The 23,943-nt window shown below is 66.5% G+C and carries 22 protein-coding genes; 17 read left to right on the top strand and 5 right to left on the bottom strand.

Going from position 1 to position 23,943, the window contains the following annotated elements; translation table 11 throughout:
* Positions 1 to 211: 211 nt before the first annotated feature.
* Genes secY through map form a run of 3 tightly spaced genes read left to right on the top strand, consistent with a single transcriptional unit; the run spans position 212 to position 2,895 of the window.
* Complete coding sequence (gene secY, locus ACFWB0_RS19015) at positions 212 to 1,525, top strand: preprotein translocase subunit SecY (protein WP_378492016.1); 1,314 nt, start codon at positions 212 to 214, stop codon at positions 1,523 to 1,525.
* Positions 1,522 to 2,067, top strand: a complete 546-nt coding sequence (locus tag ACFWB0_RS19010; RefSeq protein WP_378492015.1) for an adenylate kinase — start codon at positions 1,522 to 1,524, stop codon at positions 2,065 to 2,067. Before secY ends, ACFWB0_RS19010 begins: the two co-directional genes overlap by 4 nt.
* Before the next feature lie 30 nt (positions 2,068 to 2,097).
* Positions 2,098 to 2,895 (top strand): type I methionyl aminopeptidase, encoded by a 798-nt coding sequence (gene map, locus ACFWB0_RS19005; protein ID WP_378492014.1) that lies wholly within the window; start codon positions 2,098 to 2,100, stop codon positions 2,893 to 2,895.
* Positions 2,896 to 2,979: 84 nt separating this feature from the next.
* Here map and dtd read toward each other — a convergent pair whose 3' ends face one another.
* Positions 2,980 to 3,417 (bottom strand): D-aminoacyl-tRNA deacylase, encoded by a 438-nt coding sequence (gene dtd / locus ACFWB0_RS19000; protein WP_378492013.1) that lies wholly within the window; start codon positions 3,415 to 3,417, stop codon positions 2,980 to 2,982.
* Positions 3,418 to 3,602: 185 nt separating this feature from the next.
* Between dtd and infA the strand changes: the two genes are divergently transcribed.
* From infA to ACFWB0_RS18955, 9 genes are all read left to right on the top strand, one after another.
* Entirely contained in the window at positions 3,603 to 3,824 is a 222-nt protein-coding gene (gene infA, locus ACFWB0_RS18995; RefSeq protein WP_006554587.1) for a translation initiation factor IF-1, read from the top strand.
* Between the two features lie 92 nt (positions 3,825 to 3,916).
* Positions 3,917 to 4,030, top strand: a complete 114-nt coding sequence (rpmJ, locus tag ACFWB0_RS18990; protein WP_003938068.1) for a 50S ribosomal protein L36 — start codon at positions 3,917 to 3,919, stop codon at positions 4,028 to 4,030.
* Between the two features lie 207 nt (positions 4,031 to 4,237).
* Entirely contained in the window at positions 4,238 to 4,606 is a 369-nt protein-coding gene (gene rpsM, locus ACFWB0_RS18985) for a 30S ribosomal protein S13 (RefSeq protein ID WP_378492012.1), read from the top strand.
* Positions 4,606 to 5,019, top strand: coding sequence for a 30S ribosomal protein S11 (rpsK, locus tag ACFWB0_RS18980; protein ID WP_132471062.1), 414 nt, complete (start codon positions 4,606 to 4,608; stop codon positions 5,017 to 5,019). The genes rpsM and rpsK overlap by 1 nt, the downstream gene beginning before the upstream one ends.
* A 26-nt stretch (positions 5,020 to 5,045) precedes the next feature.
* The gene (gene rpsD / locus ACFWB0_RS18975) at positions 5,046 to 5,651 is read left to right on the top strand and encodes a 30S ribosomal protein S4 (RefSeq protein WP_378492011.1); all 606 of its coding nucleotides are present in this window, start codon (positions 5,046 to 5,048) and stop codon (positions 5,649 to 5,651) included.
* Positions 5,652 to 5,774: 123 nt separating this feature from the next.
* Entirely contained in the window at positions 5,775 to 6,833 is a 1,059-nt protein-coding gene (locus ACFWB0_RS18970; RefSeq protein ID WP_378492010.1) for a DNA-directed RNA polymerase subunit alpha, read from the top strand.
* A 30-nt stretch (positions 6,834 to 6,863) separates the two neighbouring features.
* A complete protein-coding gene (rplQ, locus tag ACFWB0_RS18965) occupies positions 6,864 to 7,424 on the top strand; it encodes a 50S ribosomal protein L17 (RefSeq protein WP_378492009.1) in 561 nt (186 codons plus the stop codon).
* 5 nt (positions 7,425 to 7,429) lie between these two features.
* Positions 7,430 to 8,338 (top strand): tRNA pseudouridine(38-40) synthase TruA, encoded by a 909-nt coding sequence (gene truA, locus ACFWB0_RS18960; protein ID WP_378492008.1) that lies wholly within the window; start codon positions 7,430 to 7,432, stop codon positions 8,336 to 8,338.
* A gap of 10 nt (positions 8,339 to 8,348) precedes the next feature.
* Positions 8,349 to 9,380 (top strand): alpha/beta hydrolase, encoded by a 1,032-nt coding sequence (locus tag ACFWB0_RS18955; protein WP_378492007.1) that lies wholly within the window; start codon positions 8,349 to 8,351, stop codon positions 9,378 to 9,380.
* A 355-nt stretch (positions 9,381 to 9,735) separates the two neighbouring features.
* Here the strand turns inward: ACFWB0_RS18955 and ACFWB0_RS18950 are convergent, their stop codons facing one another.
* Complete coding sequence (locus ACFWB0_RS18950) at positions 9,736 to 10,878, bottom strand: acyl-CoA dehydrogenase family protein (RefSeq protein ID WP_378492006.1); 1,143 nt, start codon at positions 10,876 to 10,878, stop codon at positions 9,736 to 9,738.
* A gap of 69 nt (positions 10,879 to 10,947) precedes the next feature.
* Between ACFWB0_RS18950 and ACFWB0_RS18945 the strand changes: the two genes are divergently transcribed.
* Both ACFWB0_RS18945 and ACFWB0_RS18940 read left to right on the top strand, forming a co-directional pair.
* Positions 10,948 to 11,526: a TetR/AcrR family transcriptional regulator gene (locus ACFWB0_RS18945; RefSeq protein WP_378492005.1), complete on the top strand. Its 579-nt coding sequence runs from the start codon at positions 10,948 to 10,950 to the stop codon at positions 11,524 to 11,526.
* A 19-nt stretch (positions 11,527 to 11,545) separates the two neighbouring features.
* Positions 11,546 to 12,196: an NADPH-dependent FMN reductase gene (locus tag ACFWB0_RS18940; RefSeq protein ID WP_378492004.1), complete on the top strand. Its 651-nt coding sequence runs from the start codon at positions 11,546 to 11,548 to the stop codon at positions 12,194 to 12,196.
* A gap of 8 nt (positions 12,197 to 12,204) precedes the next feature.
* On the opposite strand, the gene eccE is transcribed toward ACFWB0_RS18940, so the two are convergent.
* Entirely contained in the window at positions 12,205 to 13,848 is a 1,644-nt protein-coding gene (gene eccE, locus ACFWB0_RS18935; protein WP_378492003.1) for a type VII secretion protein EccE, read from the bottom strand.
* Between the two features lie 109 nt (positions 13,849 to 13,957).
* Between eccE and eccB the strand changes: the two genes are divergently transcribed.
* Complete coding sequence (gene eccB, locus ACFWB0_RS18930) at positions 13,958 to 15,412, top strand: type VII secretion protein EccB (RefSeq protein ID WP_378492002.1); 1,455 nt, start codon at positions 13,958 to 13,960, stop codon at positions 15,410 to 15,412.
* Here the strand turns inward: eccB and mycP are convergent.
* Both mycP and eccD read right to left on the bottom strand, forming a co-directional pair.
* Positions 15,358 to 16,725 (bottom strand): type VII secretion-associated serine protease mycosin, encoded by a 1,368-nt coding sequence (gene mycP, locus ACFWB0_RS18925; protein ID WP_378492001.1) that lies wholly within the window; start codon positions 16,723 to 16,725, stop codon positions 15,358 to 15,360. The two genes, eccB and mycP, sit on opposite strands and share 55 nt — an antisense overlap.
* Before the next feature lie 98 nt (positions 16,726 to 16,823).
* On the bottom strand, positions 16,824 to 18,287 hold the full coding sequence (gene eccD / locus ACFWB0_RS18920; protein ID WP_378492000.1) for a type VII secretion integral membrane protein EccD: 1,464 nt from the start codon (positions 18,285 to 18,287) through the stop codon (positions 16,824 to 16,826).
* A gap of 201 nt (positions 18,288 to 18,488) precedes the next feature.
* Here eccD and eccCa point away from each other — a divergent pair, with 201 nt between their 5' ends.
* A complete protein-coding gene (gene eccCa / locus ACFWB0_RS18915; protein ID WP_378491999.1) occupies positions 18,489 to 22,490 on the top strand; it encodes a type VII secretion protein EccCa in 4,002 nt (1,333 codons plus the stop codon).
* Positions 22,472 to 23,929 carry a type VII secretion-associated protein gene (locus ACFWB0_RS18910; protein ID WP_378491998.1) on the top strand — a complete coding sequence of 486 codons (1,458 nt, stop codon included), beginning with the start codon at positions 22,472 to 22,474 and terminating at the stop codon, positions 23,927 to 23,929. Before eccCa ends, ACFWB0_RS18910 begins: the two co-directional genes overlap by 19 nt.
* Positions 23,930 to 23,943: the final 14 nt, after the last annotated feature.

Here is a 23,943-nt window from a genome sequence, read left to right as displayed (position 1 = left end):
GTGCAGTCATCGACTGCACCGCGGCCGTTCGCGTATCTCTGTGCTGCCGTACGCTTGTGACGTACTCGCAGCCTCGTTGCACCCTCGCGTCGTCCCGTCGGCGATCCTGGCCGGTGGCCGCGAGGGTGTGCACTGTTAGAGTTCTAGAGTTGTCTACTGTCCGACGGGCCTATCCGGCCTGTCGCTCCCGACCGGCCTGCCAGGAGGATTCTTGCTTTCCGCCTTCGTCTCGGCCCTCAGGACACCGGACCTGAGGCGGAAGATCCTCATCGCCCTCGGGCTGGTGGCTCTGTACCGTCTCGGCGCCTCGGTGCCGTCCCCGGGCGTCGACTACGGAAACGTCCAGGCGTGTGTCGACCAGCTCGCCGGCAGCGAACAGGCCGGCATCTACTCCCTGATCAATCTGTTCTCGGGTGGTGCCCTCCTCCAGCTGTCGGTGTTCGCGATCGGCATCATGCCGTTCATCACCGCGAGCATCATCGTGCAGCTGCTCACCGTCGTGATCCCCAGATTCGAGGAACTCCGCAAGGAGGGCCAAGCGGGGCAGGCCAAGATGACGCAGTACACGCGATATCTGGCCGTGGCGCTCGCCGTTCTGCAGTCGACCGGCATCGTGGCGCTCGCCGCCCGAGGCCAGCTGCTGCAGGGCTGTTCCGAACCTATCCTGGCCGACGACAGCGTCTTCGGCATGGTCGTCATCGTCCTCGTCATGACCGCGGGTGCCGCAGTCGTGATGTGGTTCGGCGAACTGATCACCGAACGCGGCGTCGGCAACGGCATGTCGATCCTCATCTTCGCCGGTATCGCATCTGCGCTGCCGAGCGAGGGTCGGACGATCCTCGAATCCCGCGGTGGTCTCGTCTTCACGATCGTGCTTGCCGTCGCACTGGCTCTGATCGTCGGTGTCGTCTTCGTCGAGCAGGGGCAGCGTCGTATCCCGGTGCAGTACGCCAAGCGGATGGTGGGTCGCCGCATGTACGGCGGCTCGTCGACGTACCTGCCGCTGAAGGTCAACCAGGCGGGCATCATCCCGGTGATCTTCGCGTCGTCGCTGCTGTATCTGCCCAACCTGATCGCTCAGCTCACCGGTGCTACCACCAATCCCGAGCCGAGCTGGTGGCAGCGCATCATCAACGAGTATCTGGTCAACCCGAACAACCCGGTCTACATCGCGCTGTACTTCGGATTGATCGTGTTCTTCGTGTTCTTCTACGTCGCCATCACGTTCAATCCCGAGGAACGCGCCGACGAGATGAAGAAGTACGGCGGCTTCATCCCGGGTATCCGCCCGGGGCGGCCCACCGCTGAATATCTCAGCTACGTGCTCAACCGCATTACGGTTCCGGGCTCGATCTACCTCGGTCTCATCGCAGTGCTTCCGAACTTCTTCCTGTCGGGCGGCCAGACCGCCAGCAGCATCTTCGGCGGCGCAGCGGTGCTCATTCTCGTCAGTGTCGCGCTGGACACTGTCAAGCAGATCGAAAGTCAATTGATGCAGCGTAACTACGAAGGGTTCCTCAAGTGAGACTTGTACTCCTCGGTCCTCCCGGTGCCGGCAAAGGCACACAGGCCGCAATCCTGTCGGAGAAACTCGGCGTTCCCGCCATCTCGACCGGCGATCTCTTCCGCGCCAACATCGGCCAGGGCACTGCGCTCGGCCTGGAGGCCAAGAAGTACATCGACGCTGGAGACCTCGTCCCCGCGGAGATCACCAACAACATGGTGCGCGAGCGCCTCGCGGAGCCTGATGCAGCGAACGGATTCCTTCTCGACGGGTTCCCCCGCAGCGTCGAGCAGGCCGAGGAGCTTGCCAAGATCCTGAAGAACCTCGACACCGCTCTCGACGGTGTGCTGTCGTTCGTCATCGACGAGGACATCGTCGTCGAGCGCATGCTCGCTCGCGGCCGCGCGGACGACACCGAGGATGTGATCCGCAACCGCCTCCGGGTCTACCGTGAGGAGACCGCGCCGCTGCTCGACCACTACGCAGATGTCTTGATCACCGTCGACGCCGTCGGCGAAGTCGAGGAGATCAACGCACGCGCACTCGCAGCACTCGGCAAGTAGACGGCAAGACCAGAGATACAGGAATTCGGTATGGGTTTCGGGCGTAAGCGCAAGGTGGTTCCGTTCCGCACTTCCGGCGAACTCGATGCGATGGCAGCCGCGGGCGCCATCGTGGGGGCCGCGCTCGTCGCGGTGCGGGATGCAGCAAAGCCGGGCGTGAGCACCCTGGAACTCGACCGGGTTGCGGAGTCGGTGATCCGTGATGCGGGCGCCGTTCCGTCGTTCCTGGGATATCACGGCTTCACCGGGTCGATCTGCTCGTCGGTCAACGACCGGGTCGTGCACGGTATTCCGTCGGCCGACGACATCCTCGTCGAAGGCGATCTGGTGTCGATCGACTGTGGAGCGATCCTCGACGGGTGGCATGGCGATTCGGCCTGGAGCTTCGGGGTGGGCGAGCTGTCCGCTGCCGACTCTGATCTCAGCGACGCCACGCGCCTGTCGATGGAGGCGGGTATCGCCGCGATGATTGCGGGCAACCGTCTCACCGATGTGTCCCACGCAATCGAAGAAGGCACGCACGCAGCGGAGCGTCTGCACGGACGCCCCTACGGCATCGTCGACGGCTACGGGGGACACGCCATCGGCCGTGAGATGCACATGGATCCGTTCCTACCCAACGAGGGCAAGCCGGGCAAGGGCCCGCAACTCGTCGTGGGTTCGGTGCTGGCGATCGAGCCGATGCTCACCCTCGGCACCTACGAGACGGTGGTTCTCGAGGACGAGTGGACGGTCGTGACCACCGACGGCAGTCGCGCCGCGCACTGGGAGCACACCGTGGCGGTCACCGAGGACGGTCCGCGGATCCTCACACTCCGTCCCGAGTAGTCGCTCCGCTCCCCGTCGAGCGAATGTATCGTTCGTTCTATTGAACGAGACGAACGATACATTCGCTCAATGAGGGGGAGTCGGTCATACCTCGACGAGTAGGGTCACCGGTCCGTCGTTGACGAGGCTCACCTCCATGTGGGCACCGAACACTCCCGATTCGACATGCGCACCGAGTGTTCGCAATGCTGACGCGAACTCGTCGATCAAGGGTTCGGCCACCGGCCTGGGCGCCGCCGCCGACCACGACGGGCGTCGGCTCTTCCGTGTATCCGCCATCAAGGTGAATTGGCTGACGACCAGCAGTGGGGCGTTCAGGTCGGATGCCGACTTCTCGTCCTCGAGGATCCGCATCGTCCAGACCTTGCGGGCGAGTGTCGCGGCTTTCGCTGGGTCGTCGTCGTGGGTGACGCCGACGAGCACGAGCAGCCCGTGACCACCGTCCGGGGGCGTGATTCGCGCGACCTCCGCTCCGTCGACGGTGACGGCTGCGCTACTGACCCGTTGAACCAGCGCACGCACGTGTGCCTCCTTACATCATTGCCATTTGGCCTGGTGGGAAAGTTCCCGTAATATTGTTCGATGGTGCGCGCTGCGCTCCGGTCGGTCTGCGTCGACATGGTCTTCGCAACGGGATTCGGGGATGCCGAGCGTCACGGTATCGGATGCCGGTGCAACCACACGTCGAACAACGGATCGCGGAGGATATGGCTAAGAAGGACGGCGCAATCGAGGTCGAGGGTCGGGTTATCGAACCGCTTCCCAATGCGATGTTCCGCATCGAGCTGGAGAACGGCCACAAAGTGCTGGCCCACATCAGCGGCAAGATGCGGCAGCACTACATTCGCATCCTTCCCGAGGACCGGGTTGTCGTGGAGCTTTCGCCCTACGACCTCACGCGTGGACGCATCGTCTACCGCTACAAGTAACAGACTTCCCCGGCCGAACGGTCGGGGAAAAACATGTCTCCGGACGGGCTTGCGTCGTATCCGGGGGCGCACATACAGGAGATCGGACGCACGTGAAGGTTCAGCCTAGCGTCAAGAAGATCTGCGAGAAGTGCAAGGTGATCCGTCGTAACGGTCGGGTCATGGTGATCTGCGAGAACCTGCGTCACAAGCAGCGTCAGGGCTAGATCGACCTTCCTCGCGAAGATCTGCTTGGCAACAAGCAAGAAGACCTTCCAGTACCAGTCGCACGGTTACGATCCTCGATTCGTCGGGGAGCTGTGCGATTCACCCTCGGTTCGGAGGCCGGGGCCCCACTGTGTTTGTCACCACACAGTTTCTTACGCAGGGGACGGGCTGGGAGCAGACCTCCACACACCGAATAGGAATGCCACATGGCACGTCTCTCAGGTGTTGATCTTCCCCGCGAGAAGCGGATGGAGATCGCACTCACATACATCTACGGCATCGGCCGTACTCGCTCGAAGGCAATCCTCGAGGCAACCGGCGTCAGCCCGGACCTGCGCAGCAAGGATCTGTCCGACGAGGACCTCGCCAAGCTCCGCGAGTGCATCGAGGACGGTTACAAGGTTGAGGGTGACCTGCGCCGCGAGGTTCAGGCGGACATCCGTCGCAAGATCGAGATCGGCTGCTACCAGGGCCTGCGGCACCGTCGTGGTCTGCCCGTGCGTGGACAGCGCACCAAGACCAACGCTCGTACCCGTAAGGGCCCGAAGCGCACCGTCGCAGGAAAGAAGAAGTAATGCCTCCCAAGTCACGCACCGCCGGTCCGAAGAAGACCCAGAAGGCACGGCGCAGGGACAAGAAGAACGTCCCGCACGGCGCTGCTCACATCAAGAGCACCTTCAACAACACCATCGTCTCGATCACGGATCCCCAGGGCAACGTGATCTCCTGGGCTTCCTCGGGACACGTCGGCTTCAAGGGTTCGCGCAAGTCGACCCCGTTCGCCGCACAGCTCGCCGCCGAGAACGCTGCCCGCAAGGCGCAGGAGCACGGTGTCAAGAAGGTCGACGTCTTCGTCAAGGGCCCGGGTTCGGGCCGCGAGACCGCGATCCGCTCACTCCAGGCCGCCGGCCTCGAGGTCGGAACGATCTCCGACGTCACCCCTCAGCCGCACAACGGCTGCCGCCCGCCCAAGCGCCGTCGCGTCTAAAAACGGGAAAGGAAAGGTTCTAAGTCATGGCACGTTATACCGGTCCCGTTACACGTAAGTCGCGTCGTCTCCGCGTCGACCTGGTCGGAGGCGATCAGGCCTTCGAGCGTCGCCCCTACCCGCCCGGCCAGCACGGCCGCGCGCGGATCAAGGAGAGCGAATACCTGCTCCAGCTGCAGGAGAAGCAGAAGGCTCGCTTCTCCTACGGCGTCATGGAGAAGCAGTTCCGTCGTTACTACGAGGAAGCAGCGAGCCGCCCGGGTAAGACCGGTGAGGTTCTGCTGACCATCCTCGAGTCGCGTCTGGACAACGTCGTCTACCGTGCAGGCCTCGCGCGCACCCGCCGCCAGGCCCGCCAGCTGGTGTCCCACGGACACTTCGTGGTCAACGGCAAGAAGGTCGACATCCCGAGCTACCGCGTCTCCCAGTACGACATCATCGATGTCCGCGAGAAGTCGCTGAGCACCCTGCCGTTCCAGATCGCGCGTGAATCCCAGGGCGATCGCCCTGTCGCGCCGTGGCTGCAGGTCGTCGGTCCGCGTCTGCGGGTGCTGGTCCACCAACTCCCCGAGCGCGCGCAGATCGAGATCCCGCTGCAGGAACAGCTCATCGTCGAGTACTACTCGAAGTAAGAGCGCTTCGTGCTCTGTCACCAGAGCACCTCGTGCGTGGTGTCCTCCTTGCCTTGTTGGGCGGGGAGGGCACCACACCACCACTAGGGCGTCAAATAGCGGACGCCCACAAGGAGGCAACTCATGCTCATCTCGCAGCGACCCACGCTGACCGAAGAGGTCATCGCTGACGACCGGTCGAAGTTCGTCATCGAGCCGCTCGAGCCCGGCTTCGGCTACACGCTCGGCAACTCGCTTCGTCGCACCCTGCTCTCCTCGATCCCCGGTGCCGCCGTCACCAGCATTCGCATCGACGGCGTGCTCCACGAGTTCACTACGGTTCCGGGTGTGAAGGAGGATGTCACCGACATCATCCTGAACCTCAAGGGGCTCGTGGTCAGCTCGGAAGAGGACGAGCCGGTCACCATGTACGTCCGCAAGCAGGGCCCGGGTGTCGTTACCGCAGCGGACATCGTTCCGCCGGCGGGTGTCGAGATCCACAACCCCGATCTGCACATCGCCACCCTGAACGACAAGGGCAAGCTGGAGATCGAGCTCGTCGTCGAGCGCGGTCGCGGTTACGTTCCCGCCGTCCAGAACAAGGCATCCGGTGCCGAGATCGGCCGTATCCCGGTCGACTCGATCTACTCGCCGGTGCTCAAGGTGACGTACAAGGTGGAGGCCACCCGCGTCGAGCAGCGCACCGACTTCGATCGGTTGATCCTCGATGTGGAGACCAAGAACTCGATCGCCGCACGCGATGCACTCGCGTCGGCGGGCAAGACCCTGGTCGAGCTCTTCGGTTTGGCTCGTGAGCTGAACGTCGAAGCAGAAGGCATCGAGATCGGTCCCTCGCCTGCCGAGGCCGACCACATCGCCTCCTTCGGACTTCCGATCGAGGACCTGGACCTGACGGTCCGGTCCTACAACTGCCTCAAGCGTGAAGGTGTTCACACCGTCGGTGAGCTGGTGGCACGCACGGAGTCCGACCTGCTCGACATCCGCAACTTCGGTCAGAAGTCCATCGATGAGGTCAAGGTCAAGCTGCACTCGCTCGGTCTGTCGCTGAAGGACAGCCCCGCGTCCTTCGATCCCAGCAGTGTGGCCGGCTACGACGCCGCCACCGGCACCTGGAGCGATACCGACGCCGGCTTCAGCGACACCGACGGCAACGAGGACTACGCCGAGACCGAGCAGCTGTAGCAGCTCACGGTCCGTTACTAGGAGAAAATCATGCCCAAGCCCAAGAAGGGCGCCCGCTTCGGCGGGTCGGCCTCGCACCAGAAGGCGATCTTCGCCAACCTGGCCACCGCGCTCTTCGAGCACGGCCGTATCACCACCACGGAGGCCAAGGCCAAGGCCTTGCGTCCGTACGCCGAGAAGCTCGTCACGTACGCAAAGGCCGGCACGCTGGCTTCGCGTCGTGAGGTGCTGAAGGTCATCCGCAACAAGGACGTCGTGCACGCCCTGTTCGCGGAGATCGGTCCCTCCTTCGAGGACCGCAACGGCGGCTACACTCGCATCATCAAGACGATGCCGCGCAAGGGCGACAACGCGCCCATGGCGGTCATCGAGCTCGTGCGCGAGAAGACCGTGTCCTCCGAGGCCGACCGCGCTCGTCGCGTCTCGGCGTCGAAGGCTGCACCGGCTGCCGAGGAGAACGTGGTGGAGGCCGTCGAGGCCGATGCCACCGACGCTCAGGTCGACAACGCCGATGCTGTCGTCGAGGCGATCGAAGACACCACCGCCACGGCCGCCGACGCGCCCGAGGCGGACGAGGCCAAGAAGGACTAGTCCACTTGGTTTCGGCATCTGCTGAATCGAACGAGCCCGCCGCCCTGCACAGGGACGGCGGGCTCGTCGCTTCGGACACAGTTACCGGTGAGCGGACCAGGCTCCGCCTCGACATTTCCTACGACGGCACCGATTTTTCCGGCTGGGCCCGCCAGCCCGGCCGGCGCACGGTGTGCGGCGAGATCGAGGAGAAGCTGTCTGCCATCGTGCGGGAGCCCGTGCTCCTCACCGTTGCAGGTCGCACCGATGCAGGAGTGCACGCGTCGGGTCAGGTCGCGCACGTCGATGTGCCGACCGAGGCGCTGCCGGACGATCCGTCGCGCTGGATCCGTCGACTCGCACGGTTTCTTCCGCGCGATGTCCGCGTGACCGGAATCTCGGTGGCACCGGAGCATTTCGACGCGCGGTTCTCCGCGATCCGCCGACACTACGAGTATCGGGTGACGGCAGCTGTGTACGGAGCCGACCCGCTGCGTGCCCGCGACACCGTCTCCTGGCCGAAAAAGGTCGATCTCGAGGCAATGCAACACGCATCGCGTTCCCTGTTGGGGCTGCACGATTTCGCCGCATTCTGTAAGCGGCGCGAGGGCGCCACGACCGTCCGCGAACTGCAGCGCTACGACTGGACCCGATCCGGCGACATCCTCACCGCCCATGTGAGTGCCGACGCATTCTGCTGGTCGATGGTCCGCAGCCTCGTCGGTGCCGCGCTTGCAGTGGGAGAGGGGCGTCGCTCGGTCGACTGGATGACTGCCCTTCTCGACGAGCGCGAACGGGCAGCGTCGGTCGCAGTGGCTCCGGCGCATGGACTCTCACTCGTCGGCGTCGACTACCCTGCCGATGGGGATCTCGCCGCGCGCAATTCGGCGACGCGGGAGACGCGCGGGCCGATTGCACGCGGCTGCTGCGGTTGACGGAGGGGACATGATCTTGGCCGGACGACGGTGTGTACTCATCGCGGCGATCACGGCAGCTGTGGTCACGGCGACGGGTGGCCCGGCCCCGGGTATCGGCCGCGCCGACGAACCGCCCGCCCCGGCTGCCGGTGAAGCGGAAGTCGGCGACGCCTCACTCGAACGCGTGGACCGGCATTCCGACCGCGATTGGTCTCTCTTCGTCCATTCCGGGGCGATGGATCGCACGATCGAACTTCGGGTGATCCGTCCCGCAGACACCACCGAGTCGCGCCCCGTGCTGTATCTGCTCAACGGGGCAGGTGGTGGTGTCGACGACGCCACCTGGCGTAGACAGACCGATGTCGTCGATTTCTTCGGTGACAAGAATGTCAATGTCGTCACGCCGATCGGCGGTGCATTCAGCTACTACACCGATTGGCTCGCCGACGATCCGGAACTGGGTCGCAACAAGTGGACGACGTTCCTCACGGAGGAAGTACCCCCGATCGTCGATGCTGCGCTCGACGCGAGCGGACGCAACGCGATTGCGGGTGTCTCGATGTCTGCCACGTCCGCGCTCGCACTCGCCGAACATGCACCGCAGCTGTATGACGCGGTGGCGTCGTACAGCGGTTGCGCCGAGACTTCGACGGACGTGGGCAGCCGCTACGTCGAGTTGGTTGTCGGGTTGGGCGGCGGTGATGTCGAGAACATGTGGGGTCCGGTCGGGGACCCGCACTGGGGCGAACAGGACGTGATCCGTCACGCGGAGCGATTGCGTGGAACGGCGATATTCGTGTCGTCGAGCGGGGGCCTGCCCGGCTCGCACGAGGTTGCGGCATGGGAAGAGCATGGGCCTGCGGTGATACCCGATGTCGCGTTGCTCGGGGTCATCGAGACCGCGGTGAGCGGCTGCACGGACCGACTACGCACCGCGTTGGACGGACTCCGAATCGAGGCGACCTATTCGACTCGAGCCGAGGGGACTCACACGTGGGGATACTGGGAGGACGCGCTACACGAATCCTGGCCCCTGCTCTCGGACGCCATCGACGACTGAGGTTCTGGATCAGAGCTGCGAATCTGCGGCGTGCCACCGTCCCCTCGGAGACGATGGCACGCCGCAGATCGGCTTATCAGAGCAGGATGCCCAGGCCCGCCAGAAGCGTGAACAGGGTGGCGCCGAGTGAACCGAGAACCATCTGGTTTCCTCCTTTGTCGTGTGACCTGGCCCGAAATGGGCGCAAGGGAGGCGACCTCGGCCCCCGATGGGGGTGAGGGCCTCGGCCGCCCACCGGATGCTTACCCGGATGCGGAGAAGCTAATCATCCGCAGCGCACGGGATTTGCAGAGAGGAGCTTCGATTCAGCGGGCAAGTGCGCGTGTCCATCGGGCGATCGAGTCGGCGACCACGCTCAACCGGCCAGCGAGCGCGCAATCACGAGGCGCTGAATCTGGTTCGTCCCTTCGAATATCTGGGTGATCTTCGCGTCGCGCATCAACCGTTCGACCGGGAAGTCACGGGTGTAGCCGTATCCGCCGAGTACCTGTACGGCGTCGGTGGTGACCTTCATGGCGGCATCTGTTGCGACCAGCTTTGCGACCGAGGCCTGGCGCGAATAGGGGAGGCCTGCATCCTTGCGTCGCGCGGCATCGATGTAGGTGGCGCGCGCGGAGTCGACTGCGGCCGCCATGTCGGCGAGGACGAAACCGAGGCCCTGATGATCGATGATGGCCTTGCCGAAGGCCTTGCGCTCCTTGGCGTACGAGGTTGCTTCGTCGAGCGCGGCCTGTGCGAGTCCGGTTGCGACCGCAGCGATGCCGAGACGCCCGGAATCGAGTGCGCTGAACGCGATGGGCAGACCCTGCCCTTCGGCGCCGATGCGGCGTTCGGCGGGTACGAACGCATCGTCGTAATGGGCCGAGGTGGTGGGGATCGCGTGGAGGCCCATCTTCTCCTCGGGCTTGCCGAAGCTGAGGCCTTCGGTGCCGTCGGGTACGAGGAAGCACGAGATGCCCTTGCTCCCGGTGTCTGCGGTCCGCGCGAACAGGGTGTAGAAGTCGGCCTTGCCGCCGTTGGTGATCCACGCCTTCGAGCCGGTGATCCGGTATCCATCGTCGACGGCCCGTGCCCTGCAGGTGAGTGCTGCTGCGTCTGAGCCGGCCTGAGGCTCGGACAGGCTGTAGGCGCCGACGGTCGCGCCGCCCAGCATGTCGGGCAGCCACTTGTTCTTCTGTTCGTCGGTGCCGTGTGTTGCGAGGGCGAAGCACGACAGTCCGTGCACACTCACGGCAACGGCGACGGCTGCCCAGCGTGCACCCAGTTCCTCGAGAACCTGCAGGTACACCTCGTACGGCTGATCGCCTCCGCCGAACTCCTCGGGGTAGGGGAGGCTGAGCAGGCCTGCGGCGCCGAGTGCGGGGAACACGCCTTCCGGGAAGGTCTCGTTGCGTTCGTGTTCGACGACGCGGGGAGCGAGCACTTTGTCGGCGACGTCGCGCGTGAGGTCGATCAGGTCGTAGGCCTCGGGGGTGGGCAGTAGACGCTCGACGGGCACGGCAGAACTCCTCGAAGAAGATGGAAACCAAAACAGTACTGATTTTGATACTGCAGTACTGTTGCGAGTATGGCAAGAGAGGGAGTCCGACGCACCGCGCGGCAGGCACAACTGTTCGACCAACTTGTCGCGCTCTTCCTGAAAGAAGGATTCGCGCACTTCACGCTCGACGACATTGCAGCCAGGCTGCGCTGTTCGAAATCGACGCTCTACGCCCTCGCCGAGAACAAGGACCGGCTCGTCTACGCGGTCACCGTGCATTTCTTCCGTGGCGCGACCGAATGCGTCGAAGCCGAGGTCGCCGACGCCACGGGAGCCGAGATCCGGATCCGCACCTACCTCGAATCCGTAGGAAGACAACTCGAACCCGCATCGGCCCGCTTCATGGAGGACATCGCCGCGACACCTGTCGCGCGGGAGGTGTACGAACGCAACACACGCCTCGCCGCCGACCGAATCCGGGCGCTGATCTCCGACGGCGTCGCCGCCGGGGAAGTGCGCGACGTGCACGCAGCGTTCGTCGCCGATGTCGTCGCGGCCGTCATGGTGCGTATCCAGCAGCGACAGGTGGCTCAGCAGACCGGCCTCGGCGACGCACAGGCCTATCGCGAACTCGCAGCCCTGCTCACTCACGGCTTGACGCCCTGACCACCCTACGATCGGAAACATGGACCAGAAACGGCAGGAACCGATCCGGCTCGGGATCATCGTGGCGAGCGTGCGGGAGGGACGGGTCGCGCCGGTCGTCGCGAACTGGTTCACCGAGACGGTGCGTCGACGCACGGTGTCGGACGGCGCTGACGACGACGGCACGACAGGGCCGGACACCGCAGGATCGGACACCACAGGATCGGACACCACAGAATTCGATGTCGATATCATCGATCTCGTCGAGGTCCCGCTACCTCAGGAACTGTCGGGAGGGTCGGCGGTCGAGGTCTTCACCCGGCGGATCGACGCGGCCGAGGCATTCGTCGTGATCACCTCCGAGTACAACCACGGATATCCCGCCGCGCTCAAGACCGCGATCGACAGCGTCAAACGCGAATGGCGCGCCAAGCCCGTCGGATTCGTGTCCTACGGCGGTCTGTCCGGTGGCCTACGCGCAGTGGAGCAACTCCGGCAGGTCGTCGTCGAGGTCCACATGGTGCCGGTGCGAGAATCGGTGAGTTTCCACCGCGTCAAGTACGCCTTCGCTTCAGACGGCACCACGAGCGACGGCGCGGCCATCGATTCTGCCGAACGCATGCTCGACCAACTCGCATGGTGGGCGGCCACTATTCGTGCCGGACGCGACCTCGCGCCGTACCCGGGCTGAAATGCCGGTCAGCGCACCGGCACCGCCTGCGCGACACGTGGTCGCCCGATGTGCGCGGACTCGGCCGCGATGGTGACGAGCGTCAGCCTCATCCGCTGTCCGCGCGTGGTGAGCACCACCCGGTCACCGGCTCCGTTCGGTTGTTCGATGGCGACGGTGGGACGTTCGCGGGGCCACTGGTCGGGATGCGCATGTACGTGGATGGCGCCGGTGTGAGGCCTCGTCGTCGGCCGGGCCCCATCGAAGACGACAGTGTCGAACTCGCGGTCGCCCGGATGCTCACCGGCGATCCTGAGTCGATCCGGGGACGCCGCCCCGTCCAGGAGTGACCGCCAGGCATCTGCGCGATCGGTGTGGATCACCACGCGTGCACCGATCGCCACGGCACGGAACACGATCTGCTGTGCGAGATACAACTCGCCCGCCACGTGGACAGAGCGCACACCCGGACCGGTCAGGCGCACCGCGACCGCCTGTCCTGACTCGTCCGCCCCGATCAACTGACCGCAGCCCGCGACGGGCAGCGCCAACCCGTCGAGGTCGTCGCGGCTCGCGCTGCGCAGTTCGGTGATGTCTTCGAGGCCGTTCCACGCGTACGGCAGAGATGCGAGCAGCGCGTCACGTTCGCGGCCGTGGACCGTGCGAGCACCGGATGTCACCGGACCGTCCGCCGTGCGTGTCGCGTACCGGACGAGACCACCGACGCGGGTCGTACCGTAGGAACCGGCTCGCATGCGCACCGACACCGTCGACGACAGCGACGGGTGGGTCCAGATGTGGGTCAGGGTGCTCGCGTCGAGTCGCCGCGGATCGAGCACCCCCCCGGTGCTGTACCCGACGGGGAGGCGGACGTGGCTCCAGGAACATTCCGCCGCCAGCGGATCTGCGCCGTGAGTGATCCGGCGTGCGGCCGAGTGGATCTCCGAAGCAGTCAGTATTCTTGCTGCGCAACCGGAATCGACCAGCGTTCCGACCACCCTGCGCGCCGACGCGATGATCGTGCGGGTCGCGCCTTCGGTGCCACCGCCGCGCCGGTCCACGGCGTCTCGACACGTCGACGCGTCGAGGCGCAGTGCGAGCCACACCGTGCGCATCGCAGCTGCGGGCAGCGGTCCGATGAGTTGCGCGTAGACCTGACCGGCTGGGGTCGCGTCCAGCACCCGGCGACCGTGGACGATGACATCGATTCCGTCGAGCGTCACGTCGTGTCGGCGCAGGCAGTCGGACAGTGCGCCGAGTGGCAGCGTCTGTGACGAGTCGGCGCGATCCCGCCCGAGCCGGGTGGTGACTCCGGCGGGAGCGAGTACCTCGACGACCGCAGTGGCGCATGTGCCGTCCCACCGCAAACCCACCGGGCGGCCGGTCGGCTGCGCCGCATCGCGGACCTCGGCGGGGGCATGCACGCGCGGAAACCTGTGTCGCAGCAGCGTCGTCGTCGCGGCAATCGCATCGCGACCCCGGAACCGGATGAGCAGCAGAGCAGCGGACGCGGCTGCTGCGGTCGGTGCCACCCATGCGGGTGCGCCGGTCGCGGCCACCGCCATCCAGACTGCGATACCCGCGCACTGTGCCACGACGAGCCGTGACACGACCCGGGCTTGTCCGTACACGCCGGATCTTTCCCGCACGACCTCGGACACAGTTCTATCCACGGCACTCCCCCCGACACCGATCGGGCAGGCCTGTGGGTGCCCGCCCGAGCTTCCCAACGCGCAACTGTACTGTGTTGCGGCAGTGAGCGTGCCGCACGGGGGAGGACATATGGCATCGCAGCCCACCACTCGATGGCAGGTGAGCGGTTACAGATTTCTGATGAGACGGATGGAGCATGCGCTCGTTCGTCGCGACGTCCGCATGATCCACGACCCGATGCGATCGCAGTCGCGTTCGCTCATGGTGGGGATGGTGGTCGCCTGCCTGGTGCTTGCCGGATGCGCTGCCCTGGCGCTGTTCCGGCCACAGGACAAGATCGGCAGTGCCCCGCTGGTGGTGGGCAGGGATTCCGGCGCGCTCTACGTCGCGATCGATGGAACCTTCCATCCCGCGATGAATCTCGCGTCCGCACGATTGGTGCTCGATGCGCCTGCCGAACCCGCGGTCGTCGCCGATGAGGAACTCGAGGACCGGCCGAGGGGGCCGCTGGTCGGCATCCCCGGCGCTCCGTCGTCGCTCGCGCATGTCGATCACGAGATGTCCTGGACGGTGTGCGACTCGGTCGACCCCGGCGGACGGCAGTTCGTCACCACCGCCGTGACGGCAGGCACGCCCGAGTACACCGGCGACGGCCGACCTCTCGACGACGAAGCGCTCCTGATGACCTTCGACGGTGAGTACCATCTCGCCTACGGCGGTGGCCGGGCGGAGATCGACCCGCAGGATCGCGCCCTGACACGCGTCCTGGGAATCGACGTCGGATCGGCACGTCCCGTGAGCGCGGGGTTGCTCGCGGCACTCCCCGAATTGCCGAAACTCACCGCGCCCGTGATCCCGGACGCCGGGAGCAGACCACGAGTGCCGGTCGGTGATGTCCGCGTCGGATCCGTCGTCGGACTCGCGGAACCGGACGGCCAGCGCTACTACGTCGTCTTGAGCGACGGGGTGCAGGAGGTGTCGAGCGCAACCGCGCAGATCATCCATGCGTCGGATTCCCAAGGCGTTGCCGAGATTCCGATCGTGCCGCCCGACACGCTCAAGGACGCGCCGACGGTGCGCCACCTCGCTGTCGACACCTTCCCCGCAGTGGTACCCACGATCGTCGATCCGGCGGACCGACCCGTCGGATGTCTGACATGGAACCCCGAAGAAGGCTCCGACGCCCAACGACGCTCGGCGCTGGTGCTGTCGGCGGGCAGCGTCCTGCCGATCGCCGAGGATGCGATACCGGTCGAGCCTGCACAGGCCGACGGGCCGGGCCCGAACGTGGATGTCGTCCACATTCCGCCGGGACGAGGCGCATTCGTGCAGACGACGTCGATCGTCCCCGACAGCGAACGCCGAGGGGCCCTGTTCTACGTCGCGGACACCGGCGTCCGGTACGGCATCACCGATGGGGACGCGGCCGAGGCACTCGGTCTCGAAGGAGAGCCGGCGCGAGCGCCGTGGCAGATCGTCGACCTGCTCGCCCCGGGCCCCTCACTCGGGCGCGCCGAGGCGCTCCTCGCTCACGACGGCGTCGCCCCGGACCCTCGACCCGCCCCGCTCCGAACAGGTGGATGACCGCCGCCCGCGCGGTCCCGGAGGCGGGCACGCTCCCGAAAGGGTAGGGCCGCAAGCAGCGCGAGGACCAGTATCCCGAACACCGAGGCGCCTGCGACCCACGCGACGTGTCGCGGAGTCGGGTCGGGAGGATCCACCGGCGTGGGTCCGGCGATCTCTTTCGGGGGCGCGGGGACATCCCGTTCGGCGGGCAGCGGTGCGGTGACCGCGGCCAACGGATCGACGACGCCGTGCCCGACCCGAGGGTTCCACCCGTCGGCGGGGGCATGTGCGGTCGATTCGATGCGGTCCATCACCATGCGCGCGTCGAGGTGGGGGTGGCGCGCTCTCACCAGCGCGACCGTTGCAGAGACGAGTGGCACCGAGAAACTCGTTCCGGCGATCGGCACCGGCCCTTCGGCGCCCACGTATGCATCGACGAGACCGTCGGAGAACGGGTCGAGGGAGACGATGCCGCTCCCTGGGGCCGCGACATCGACCCACGGCCCGGGAACGCTGTAGTCGGACGGTGTGCCGTCGGCCTCGACCGAGCCGACAGTGAGCACATGGTCGTCGTACCAGGCGGGGGAGGCGATCGTCGTGATCGAAGCCCACAGGTCTGCATCAGGGTCGAGTGGATTCGCAGCCGGAGGATTCGATGCCCGGCACACTTCGGTGTTTCCGGCTGCCGCGACCACCACCGCGTCTTTGACATCGGTGGCGTACTGGACGGCGGCCCCGAGCGGCCCGTCGGCGATCCCGTCGCTCGCGAGCATGCACGCGACCTCGGAGATATTGATGACGGTGGCTCCGAGATCCGCGGCATGGCGCACCGCGGACGCCAGTGTGCGCACATCCCCGTAACCGGGGGAGTTCTGGGCCGCCTCCTCATCCCCCACGGAGCTGTCGGAGTAGTTGCGGCTGGATTGACGGATGGCGATCACTTCGACGTCCGGTGCACCACCGGCGAACCCCGAACCTTCGACCGGTTGTGCAGCGATCAGGCCCGCGACGAGTGTTCCGTGCGCGTCGCAGTCGACCGTGCCGTCGTCCGTCGACACGTAGTCGCCGCCGGGGGTGATGCGGGGAAGTCGTGGATGCCGGTTCACCCCGGTGTCGATCACCGCGACGATCTGTCCGGCACCTCGGGTCAGCGGCCACACTCGTTCGAAGTCCATGATGCGTTGCGCGAGCGGGCGTTGCGGGCCGTCGGCGACAGGCTGGGCCCGGGTGCACAGGTATCGCTGCTCGGTGGGTTCCGGAGCCGCGGGTAGACCGCCGGCGGGCAGCAGTCCGCTGTCCGGTACAGGGGGAGTCGCCGACGCCGTACCCACAGCGGCGACTGTGGACAGTGAGACGACCAGGGTGGTGACGAAGGAAGCGGGGACGGACCGTCGACGGTGCGTCACAGTCCGCGGACCGCGGAGGTGCGTCACAGTCCACGGACCGCGGAGTAGAGACCGGCAACCCAGCATGCCAACGGCACGATCGTGGCGATGACGGTGTACTCGGCGAGTTCGCTGATCCGGCGCTGCACAGGTGTGAAGGTGCGCCGCGGCGCAACGACCCCGAAGATCAGGGCGCCGACGAACAATACGACGGTGACCCCGAAGAGTGCCTGCGGAGCGACGGTTCCGGCGAGGGCGGCGGCGACGACCAGACCCAGGACGAGAACTGCACCACCCACGATCATCGGAGCCGCCTGCTCCGCCCCGATGTATGTGCGTCCCCGGAACATGAGGACGATTCCCGTCGCTACGGCCAACGCGGCCCCGGGCCATGAGATACCCGCATCCGGCATCGGCCACGCCGCGCACCACGCACCTGCTGTCGCGAGCACGACCACCGCGTACACCCACCCGGTCAGATGCGCTCGGGCACGCGCAGTCTTCGCCTCGAGCTCCTCGAACGTGGGCGGCGGGTTCTCGTCGTCCGGATCGGGAACCACCGGGTCCAGGGATGTTCCGGGTGCGGGAACCGGAGGCAGGGGGAGACGCGCGAGGAGCGTGGCCGCACGAGCGGCAAAGGTCGCCAGCAGTAGCGCGGTCACGACGACACCGGCCCCGAGCGCCTGAACCGGTACGGAGGTGGCCGTGCCGATGACCAGTGCGATCGTCGCGACCGCGGATATCGTCGGGATCGCAGTGAACGTTGCGAGTCCGACGGTCGTGACACTCACCGCGACCACACCGACCGCTCCGGTGAGGATGGTCGCCAGCATCAGATGTGGTGCACCGAAGTCGCCGGGCACCAGAAGCATTCCGGTGACCGAGGAGACAGGGACCGCGCACACCGCGAGCAGCAGCCCGATCGGCCGGTCGAGGTAGACCCGTGCGATGACGGCGGCTGCCGCGACGAGCAGCAGTGCCAGCACCGCGGTGACGATTCCCGCGACCGCCCGCTCGCCGCCGGAAGACGGCAGCAGGAGCAACGACCCGCACCCGATCGTGATCGACGCCGACGCGACCGCCGCGCCGACCATGGCCGCGGTGCGATCGGACCATCGGCGCAACCGGTCGCGGCCCGCAACCGCCACGTTGTACATCACGTCGTCGAACAGCGGCGGTGACGACGGTGCCGAGGACTGCTCGAGGACGAGGACCTCACCGTCGCGGATCCCGAGCTCGTCGAGACCGAGTGCACCCGCGAGCGGGCCCTGTCCGATTCGTGCGAGGGTCCAGGCTTCCGGCTCGACCCGTTCCGGGGTGACGTCGAACTCGTTGTCGGGTCGATGCGCGGCCACGAGGTCGACGATTCCCGCGAGCAGCAAGGCAACCGGAACGCCCAGTGGCAGAGTCAGGTCGACCTCGGAGTGTTTGGTGAGCACCGTGATACGACACAATTCCGGTGCTGCTACCGCACCGGGTACGTTCGGGCTCGTCGGTACAGTCGTCATCGAATTGTTCCCCCGTCGTTCGTGCGCCGGCCCGGCGACCGAAGGCGGCGCGGACCTTTCGACGACGCAGACCTTACGACATCGCGGCGGAACCGCTGACGGCATCGTCGCGGATGTAACTGTCGCGATGGTGCGCTACTCTTCCACCACCGAGGGGGGTAGGTCGTTGTCGGCGGCCTGTGTGTACGGGGGTTGGGGAATTTGAGCACTGTGCGGTTCGCGCGCAAAACACGACGGGATGCGCCGCGTGCACCCGGTGGTGAAGTGAGTCTGCAGGCGCCGCCCGATATTCCGAGAGCCACACCGGGCAATCTGCTGATGAAGCTGCTGCCATTGGTGATGGTTGCGGCGATGATCGGCATGGTCGCGCTCATGTTCAGTTCCGGTATGGCGCGCAGCCCGATGGCCCTGATCTTCCCGCTGATGATGATGGTGTCGATGATCGGCATGCTGGCCAACGGCGGTCGCGGTGGGGGCGCGAAAACCTCCGAGACGAACGAGGATCGCAAGGACTACCTGCGCTACCTCGACACCCTGCGGCGCGACGTGGCAGAGACCGGTTCGGGGCAGCGGCGGGCCCTCGAGTGGACGCACCCGGATCCGGCGTTGTTGTGGACCCTCGTGGGGACCGTGCGGATGTGGGAACGCCGCACGGCCGACGTCGACTTCTGCCACGTTCGGGTGGGCCGTGGCGGGCAGCGCCTGGCCACGAAGCTCATCGCTCCCGAGACCGGTCCGGTCGAGGACCTCGAACCTGTTGCCGCAGTGTCGTTGCGCCGCTTCGTCCGCGCACACTCGGTGGTACCCGCACTCCCGACGGCGGTATCGCTGCGCGGCTTCGCATCGGTCGGGATCGGCGGCGATCGGGAGACGGCGCAGCAATTGGCTCGATCGATGCTCGCGCAGCTGTGCACGTTCCACGCGCCCGACGTACTCCAGGTAGCGGTGGTCTGCGGACCGGACACGGCTGCGGAGTGGGAGTGGGTCAAGTGGCTTCCCCATGCCCAGCATCCGGATGCGCGCGACGGTGCAGGGAGCGCACGCATGCTGTTCGGTTCGGTGCTCGAGCTCGAGACGGTCCTCGGCGTACACCTGTCCGCGCGCGGACGGTTCGTCCGCGGAACACCCGCTGTCGAGGGCGTTCCGCAGTTGTTGATCGTCATCGACGGTGGGGTCTCCGGGTCCGGGTCCGGGCTGCTCGGCGACGGGCTCGACTCGGTGACCCTGCTCGACCTCTCCGGATTCGCCCCGCGGCTCGCGGCGCTTCGTGGGCTGCAGCTCGTCGCGGAGAACGGCCGGCTCGGGGCGAGGACCGGAAGCTCGGTGGAGACGTTTGCGGAGGTCGACGGGATCAGCGCCCCGCAGTCGCAGGCACTTGCGCGACGACTTGCCCCATATCGGGCCGCGACCCAGCTTGCAACGGACGACGGCGCCGCAGACGACAGCATCGAGACATGGCAGGACCTACTCGGACTCGGCGACATCGCGCGATTCGATCCGCAGCAGGCATGGGCGCCACGATCCGGTCGCGACCGGCTGCGAGTGCCGATCGGTGTCGGTGCGGACGGCGCTCCGGTCGAGATCGACCTCAAGGAGTCCGCAGAGAACGGAATGGGTCCTCACGGACTGTGCATCGGTGCCACGGGCTCGGGAAAGAGTGAGTTCCTCCGGACTCTCGTGCTCGGCCTGGTCGCGACGCACTCACCCGATGCGCTCAATCTCGTGCTCGTCGACTTCAAGGGGGGCGCGACTTTCCTCGGGCTCGATCGGAGCCCCCACGTCGCTGCGGTCATCACCAATCTCGCCGACGAGCTCGCGATGGTCGAGCGGATGAAGGACGCACTCGAGGGGGAGATGACGCGCCGGCAGGAGCTGCTGCGGGCGTCCGGCAACTTCGCCAACGTCGGTGACTACGAGAAGGCGCGGGCCTCAGGTGCTCCGCTGGCGCCGCTGCCCGCACTGTTCATCGTCGTCGACGAGTTCTCCGAGCTGCTCTCCCAGCAGCCCGAGTTCGCAGATCTCTTCGCAGCGATCGGCCGTCTCGGACGGTCGCTGCACATGCATCTGCTGTTGGCGAGCCAGCGCCTCGACGAGGGGAAACTGCGCGGCCTCGACAGTCACCTGTCCTACCGGATCGGTTTGAAGACCTTCTCCGCGAACGAATCCCGGAGTGTCCTCGGTGTTCCGGATGCCTACAGCCTGCCGCCCACACCGGGTGCCGGCTACCTCAAATGTGATTCGGCCGAGATCGTACGCTTCGACGCGGCCTACGTGTCGGGGCCGTACGAACCCGGCCGCCCGGCGCGCCGGATCCGGACGGCAGCTGCCGGGATTCCTGGCCCTCGTGTGTTCACCGCACGAGAGGTGCCGGTCGATCGTGGTGTCCCTCTGCCCGTGCCGCCGAGCACCGACCAGGCCCCGGATATCGACACGACCACCTCCGAGGTCGGCCGCAGTGTCCTCGACGTCGTGGTCAGCAGAGTGCGCGGACACGGCACTCCCGCACACGAGGTGTGGTTGCCGCCGCTCGACGAGTCCGCGAGCCTCGACATGTTGCTGTCGCACTCGCTGCTGACCGGAGATCTCCTGCGCCAGTCCACTTTGCGGACGGCGATCGGGATCGTCGACCGGCCCTTCGAACAGCGTCGAGACCCCCTGGTCGTCGATCTGTCGGGAGCTGCGGGCAACGCCATCGTGGTCGGTGGTCCGCAGTCGGGCAAATCGACGCTGCTGCGCACCTTGATCATGTCGATGGCCGCCACCCACACGGCCGAACAGGTGCAGTTCTACTGCCTCGATTTCGGTGGCGGCACCCTTGCGGGGCTCGCAGGTCTCCCACACGTGGGCTCCGTGGCGAATCGTCTCGCCGCCGATAGGGTCCGCCGCACTGTCGCTGAACTCATGGGGTTGCTGCATCGGAGGGAACGGCAGTTCGGCGAATGGGGCATCGAATCGATGTCGCAACTGCGACGGTTGCGCGCCGACGGAGTGCAGCATGTCTCCGCCGACCCGTTCGGCGACGTCTTCCTCGTGATCGACGGCTGGACCAGTATCCGGGAGGACTTCGAACCACTCGAACAGAGCGTCGGGGTGTTGGCCTCACGCGGGTTGTCCTACGGAATTCATGTGGTGATCAGCGCACCACGGTGGTGGGATGTCCGCCCGGCGCTACGCGACCATCTCGGCACCCGCCTCGAACTCCGCCTCGGCGACCCGGCCGATTCGGAATACGGACGTAAGAGGGCAGCGCTGGTGCCCGAGGGCAGGCCCGGACGAGGAATCGAACGCGACGGACTTCACGTGCTGGCAGCACTGCCACGGGTGGACGGCAGCTCCGGTGTCGACGATCTCGCCGACGGCGTGGCAGCGGCAGTCGCCGCCATCGGTGCTGCAACCACGGGTGGTCACGCGCCTGCAGTCAGGATGCTTCCCGAGGAAATCGACCGAGCGGCCGTCCTCACCGCGATTCCCGGTGGATGGCCGGTCCCGATCAGCGCACCGGTCGCGCAGCGACTGCGCGTGCCGATCGGGATCGACGAAGCGGAGCTCGCACCGGTGACCCTCGACTTCGCCGAGAGCCCGCACCTGCTGGTGTTCGGCGACTCCGGCTGTGGGAAGACTGCGCTGCTCCGCGGAATCTGCCGGAGCCTCATGGAGTCGAACACCGGTGCGCAGGCACGGATCATCATCGGGGACTATCGACGGACCATGCTCGGGGTCGTCGAAGGCGACCATCTCGGCGGTTACGCGCCGGGTACATCGGTTCTGTCTGCGATGACGACCGAACTCGCGGGGGTCTTCGAACGTCGGCTCCCGGGAGCCGACACCACGCAACAGCAACTGCGCGACCGGTCGTGGTGGACCGGCCCAGAAGTGTTCGTCATCGTCGACGACTACGACCTGGTGGCCACATCGGGGCAGAACCCGCTGACCCCGTTGCTCGAGTATCTGCCGCAGGCCAAGGACATCGGTCTGCACCTGATCGTCGCGCGACGCGCGGGCGGAGCGGGCCGAGCGCTGTACGAACCGGTCATCGCTCGGCTACGTGACCTGTCCACACCGGGCCTGATCATGAGCGGAAACCGCGACGAAGGCGCGCTCGTGGGCACGGCAAGACCCGGCCCGATGCCGCCGGGCCGGGGAATTCTCGTGCGACGCAACGGTAACGAACTCATCCAGACGGCATGGCTGCAACCGTCGTGAGCGCGGATGTCCTCGGGCTGCACGTCGGAGCGTCCAGCGTGTGTGCGCGCCGGGCAGAGCGAATCCGCTACGTGCCTGCCGTGGCAGCGAGACTGGGCGACGGATGGGTCTTCGGAGACGCCGCGGCGTCGCTCGAGGTGACCGAGGTCCTCGCTGCCGCCCGAGCAGACGACTCCGCCGAGTTGCTGACAGGTCTGGTGCGTTACGCCGCTGCTGCGGTGGGTGCGCCCCCGAACACCGGAACTGTCGTGGTGGTGCATCCCACGAAGTGGAGCGCGCGGCGCCGCGACGTGCTGTACACCGCAGCTCGGCATGTTGCGCGCAATGCGGAGTTGGTGCCGATTGCGGTCGCTGCATACGACGCGATCGAGATGGATGCGGATGTGCGATGCGTGACTCTCGAAGTCGCGGCGGAAGGGGTCACAGCGACCTTGCTCGAACCGTGTCGCGGAGGACGGGCCGTGATCGACCGTGTGGCGAGAGATCCGGACCTGGCGGCGGACGCGGCGGATTCCGACGACGGTGTGACACGCCTCGAGGCTCTGATCGGATCGGTCTCCGGGCGGAGCGACCCGGATGTGTTGCTGGTGACGGGGATCCCGGGTGAGCCTGCGGGCGTCGAACTGTGCGGGAGGCTGGCCGAGCGGATCGGGCGTGGAATTCGGGTCGTGCCGGTCGCGGCCTCGGAAATGCTTGCGCCGATCACAGGCATGCCTGCGCCGACCGCAGTGGGGGAGGCGGCGCCTGGCGTCGAAGGCGGATCGTCCACGGCACAGTGGCTGCAGGACATCCGTGCGCCCATGCCCGAGCCGTCACGCGCACCCAGCTTCGGGTGGGTGATCGCCGGAGCGATGATCGTGATCGTCGTGGTGGCCTCGATGGTGTTCCTGTCGGGTGATGCGAACCTCCACCGGGCCGTCGCGGACGGGGGTGTCGCCGACAGTGCGGCGACCGTCCGGCCGGAACTGTCCATCGATGCCCCCGTCGCGGCGTCGTCCGATCAGGAGGCGCCCGACTTCGCCACGATCGAGCTCGGTCCCGTACGTCTCGACCTCCCGTCGTATTGGCGCATACGCGATCCCGTCCGGCCGGAGCCGGGAAGAACTGAGCTGCTACCGGATTCGGGCCCCGACCGGAGGATCGTGGTCGTGTACTCCGCTCTCGCGGACGGGATCGATTCGGATGCGGTGGCGAGGAGCCTTGCTGCCCGCGCGACGGCGCGCAGCGGAGTCATCCGAGAGCTGGACTCGGACATGCGCTTCGGTGACCGCCCGGTCATCTCGTACGTAGAGGTGCCCGACGAGTTCTCCACGGTGAGGTGGTCGGTCGTGGTCATGCCGGGCTTGCAGGTCTCGATCGGTTGTCAGTTCCTCGCCGAAGAATGGACCGGAATCAGAAGCGAATGTGAGCAGGCCGTCCACACAGTGGAGCCGGTGTGAAAAAAACTTCGATG

It is taken from the genome of Rhodococcus sp. NPDC060086 (assembly GCF_042730275.1).
Lineage (GTDB): Bacteria > Actinomycetota > Actinomycetes > Mycobacteriales > Mycobacteriaceae > Rhodococcus.
This window is presented reverse-complemented; position numbering and strand designations above follow the sequence as displayed.

Excerpts from the sequence above, each read along its gene's own strand:
- rpsK (WP_132471062.1), top strand. The coding sequence starts at position 4,606 with ATGCCTCCCAAGTCACGCACCGCCGGTCCGAAGAAGACCCAGAAGGCA.
- ACFWB0_RS18970 (WP_378492010.1), top strand. The coding sequence starts at position 5,775 with ATGCTCATCTCGCAGCGACCCACGCTGACCGAAGAGGTCATCGCTGAC.
- rpsM (WP_378492012.1), top strand. The coding sequence starts at position 4,238 with ATGGCACGTCTCTCAGGTGTTGATCTTCCCCGCGAGAAGCGGATGGAG.
- eccD (WP_378492000.1), bottom strand. The coding sequence starts at position 18,287 with ATGACGACTGTACCGACGAGCCCGAACGTACCCGGTGCGGTAGCAGCA.
- ACFWB0_RS18945 (WP_378492005.1), top strand. The coding sequence starts at position 10,948 with ATGGCAAGAGAGGGAGTCCGACGCACCGCGCGGCAGGCACAACTGTTC.
- infA (WP_006554587.1), top strand. The coding sequence starts at position 3,603 with ATGGCTAAGAAGGACGGCGCAATCGAGGTCGAGGGTCGGGTTATCGAA.
- rpsD (WP_378492011.1), top strand. The coding sequence starts at position 5,046 with ATGGCACGTTATACCGGTCCCGTTACACGTAAGTCGCGTCGTCTCCGC.
- map (WP_378492014.1), top strand. The coding sequence starts at position 2,098 with ATGGGTTTCGGGCGTAAGCGCAAGGTGGTTCCGTTCCGCACTTCCGGC.
- ACFWB0_RS18940 (WP_378492004.1), top strand. The coding sequence starts at position 11,546 with ATGGACCAGAAACGGCAGGAACCGATCCGGCTCGGGATCATCGTGGCG.
- ACFWB0_RS18955 (WP_378492007.1), top strand. The coding sequence starts at position 8,349 with ATGATCTTGGCCGGACGACGGTGTGTACTCATCGCGGCGATCACGGCA.
- eccB (WP_378492002.1), top strand. The coding sequence starts at position 13,958 with ATGGCATCGCAGCCCACCACTCGATGGCAGGTGAGCGGTTACAGATTT.
- rplQ (WP_378492009.1), top strand. The coding sequence starts at position 6,864 with ATGCCCAAGCCCAAGAAGGGCGCCCGCTTCGGCGGGTCGGCCTCGCAC.
- ACFWB0_RS18910 (WP_378491998.1), top strand. The coding sequence starts at position 22,472 with ATGGCTGCAACCGTCGTGAGCGCGGATGTCCTCGGGCTGCACGTCGGA.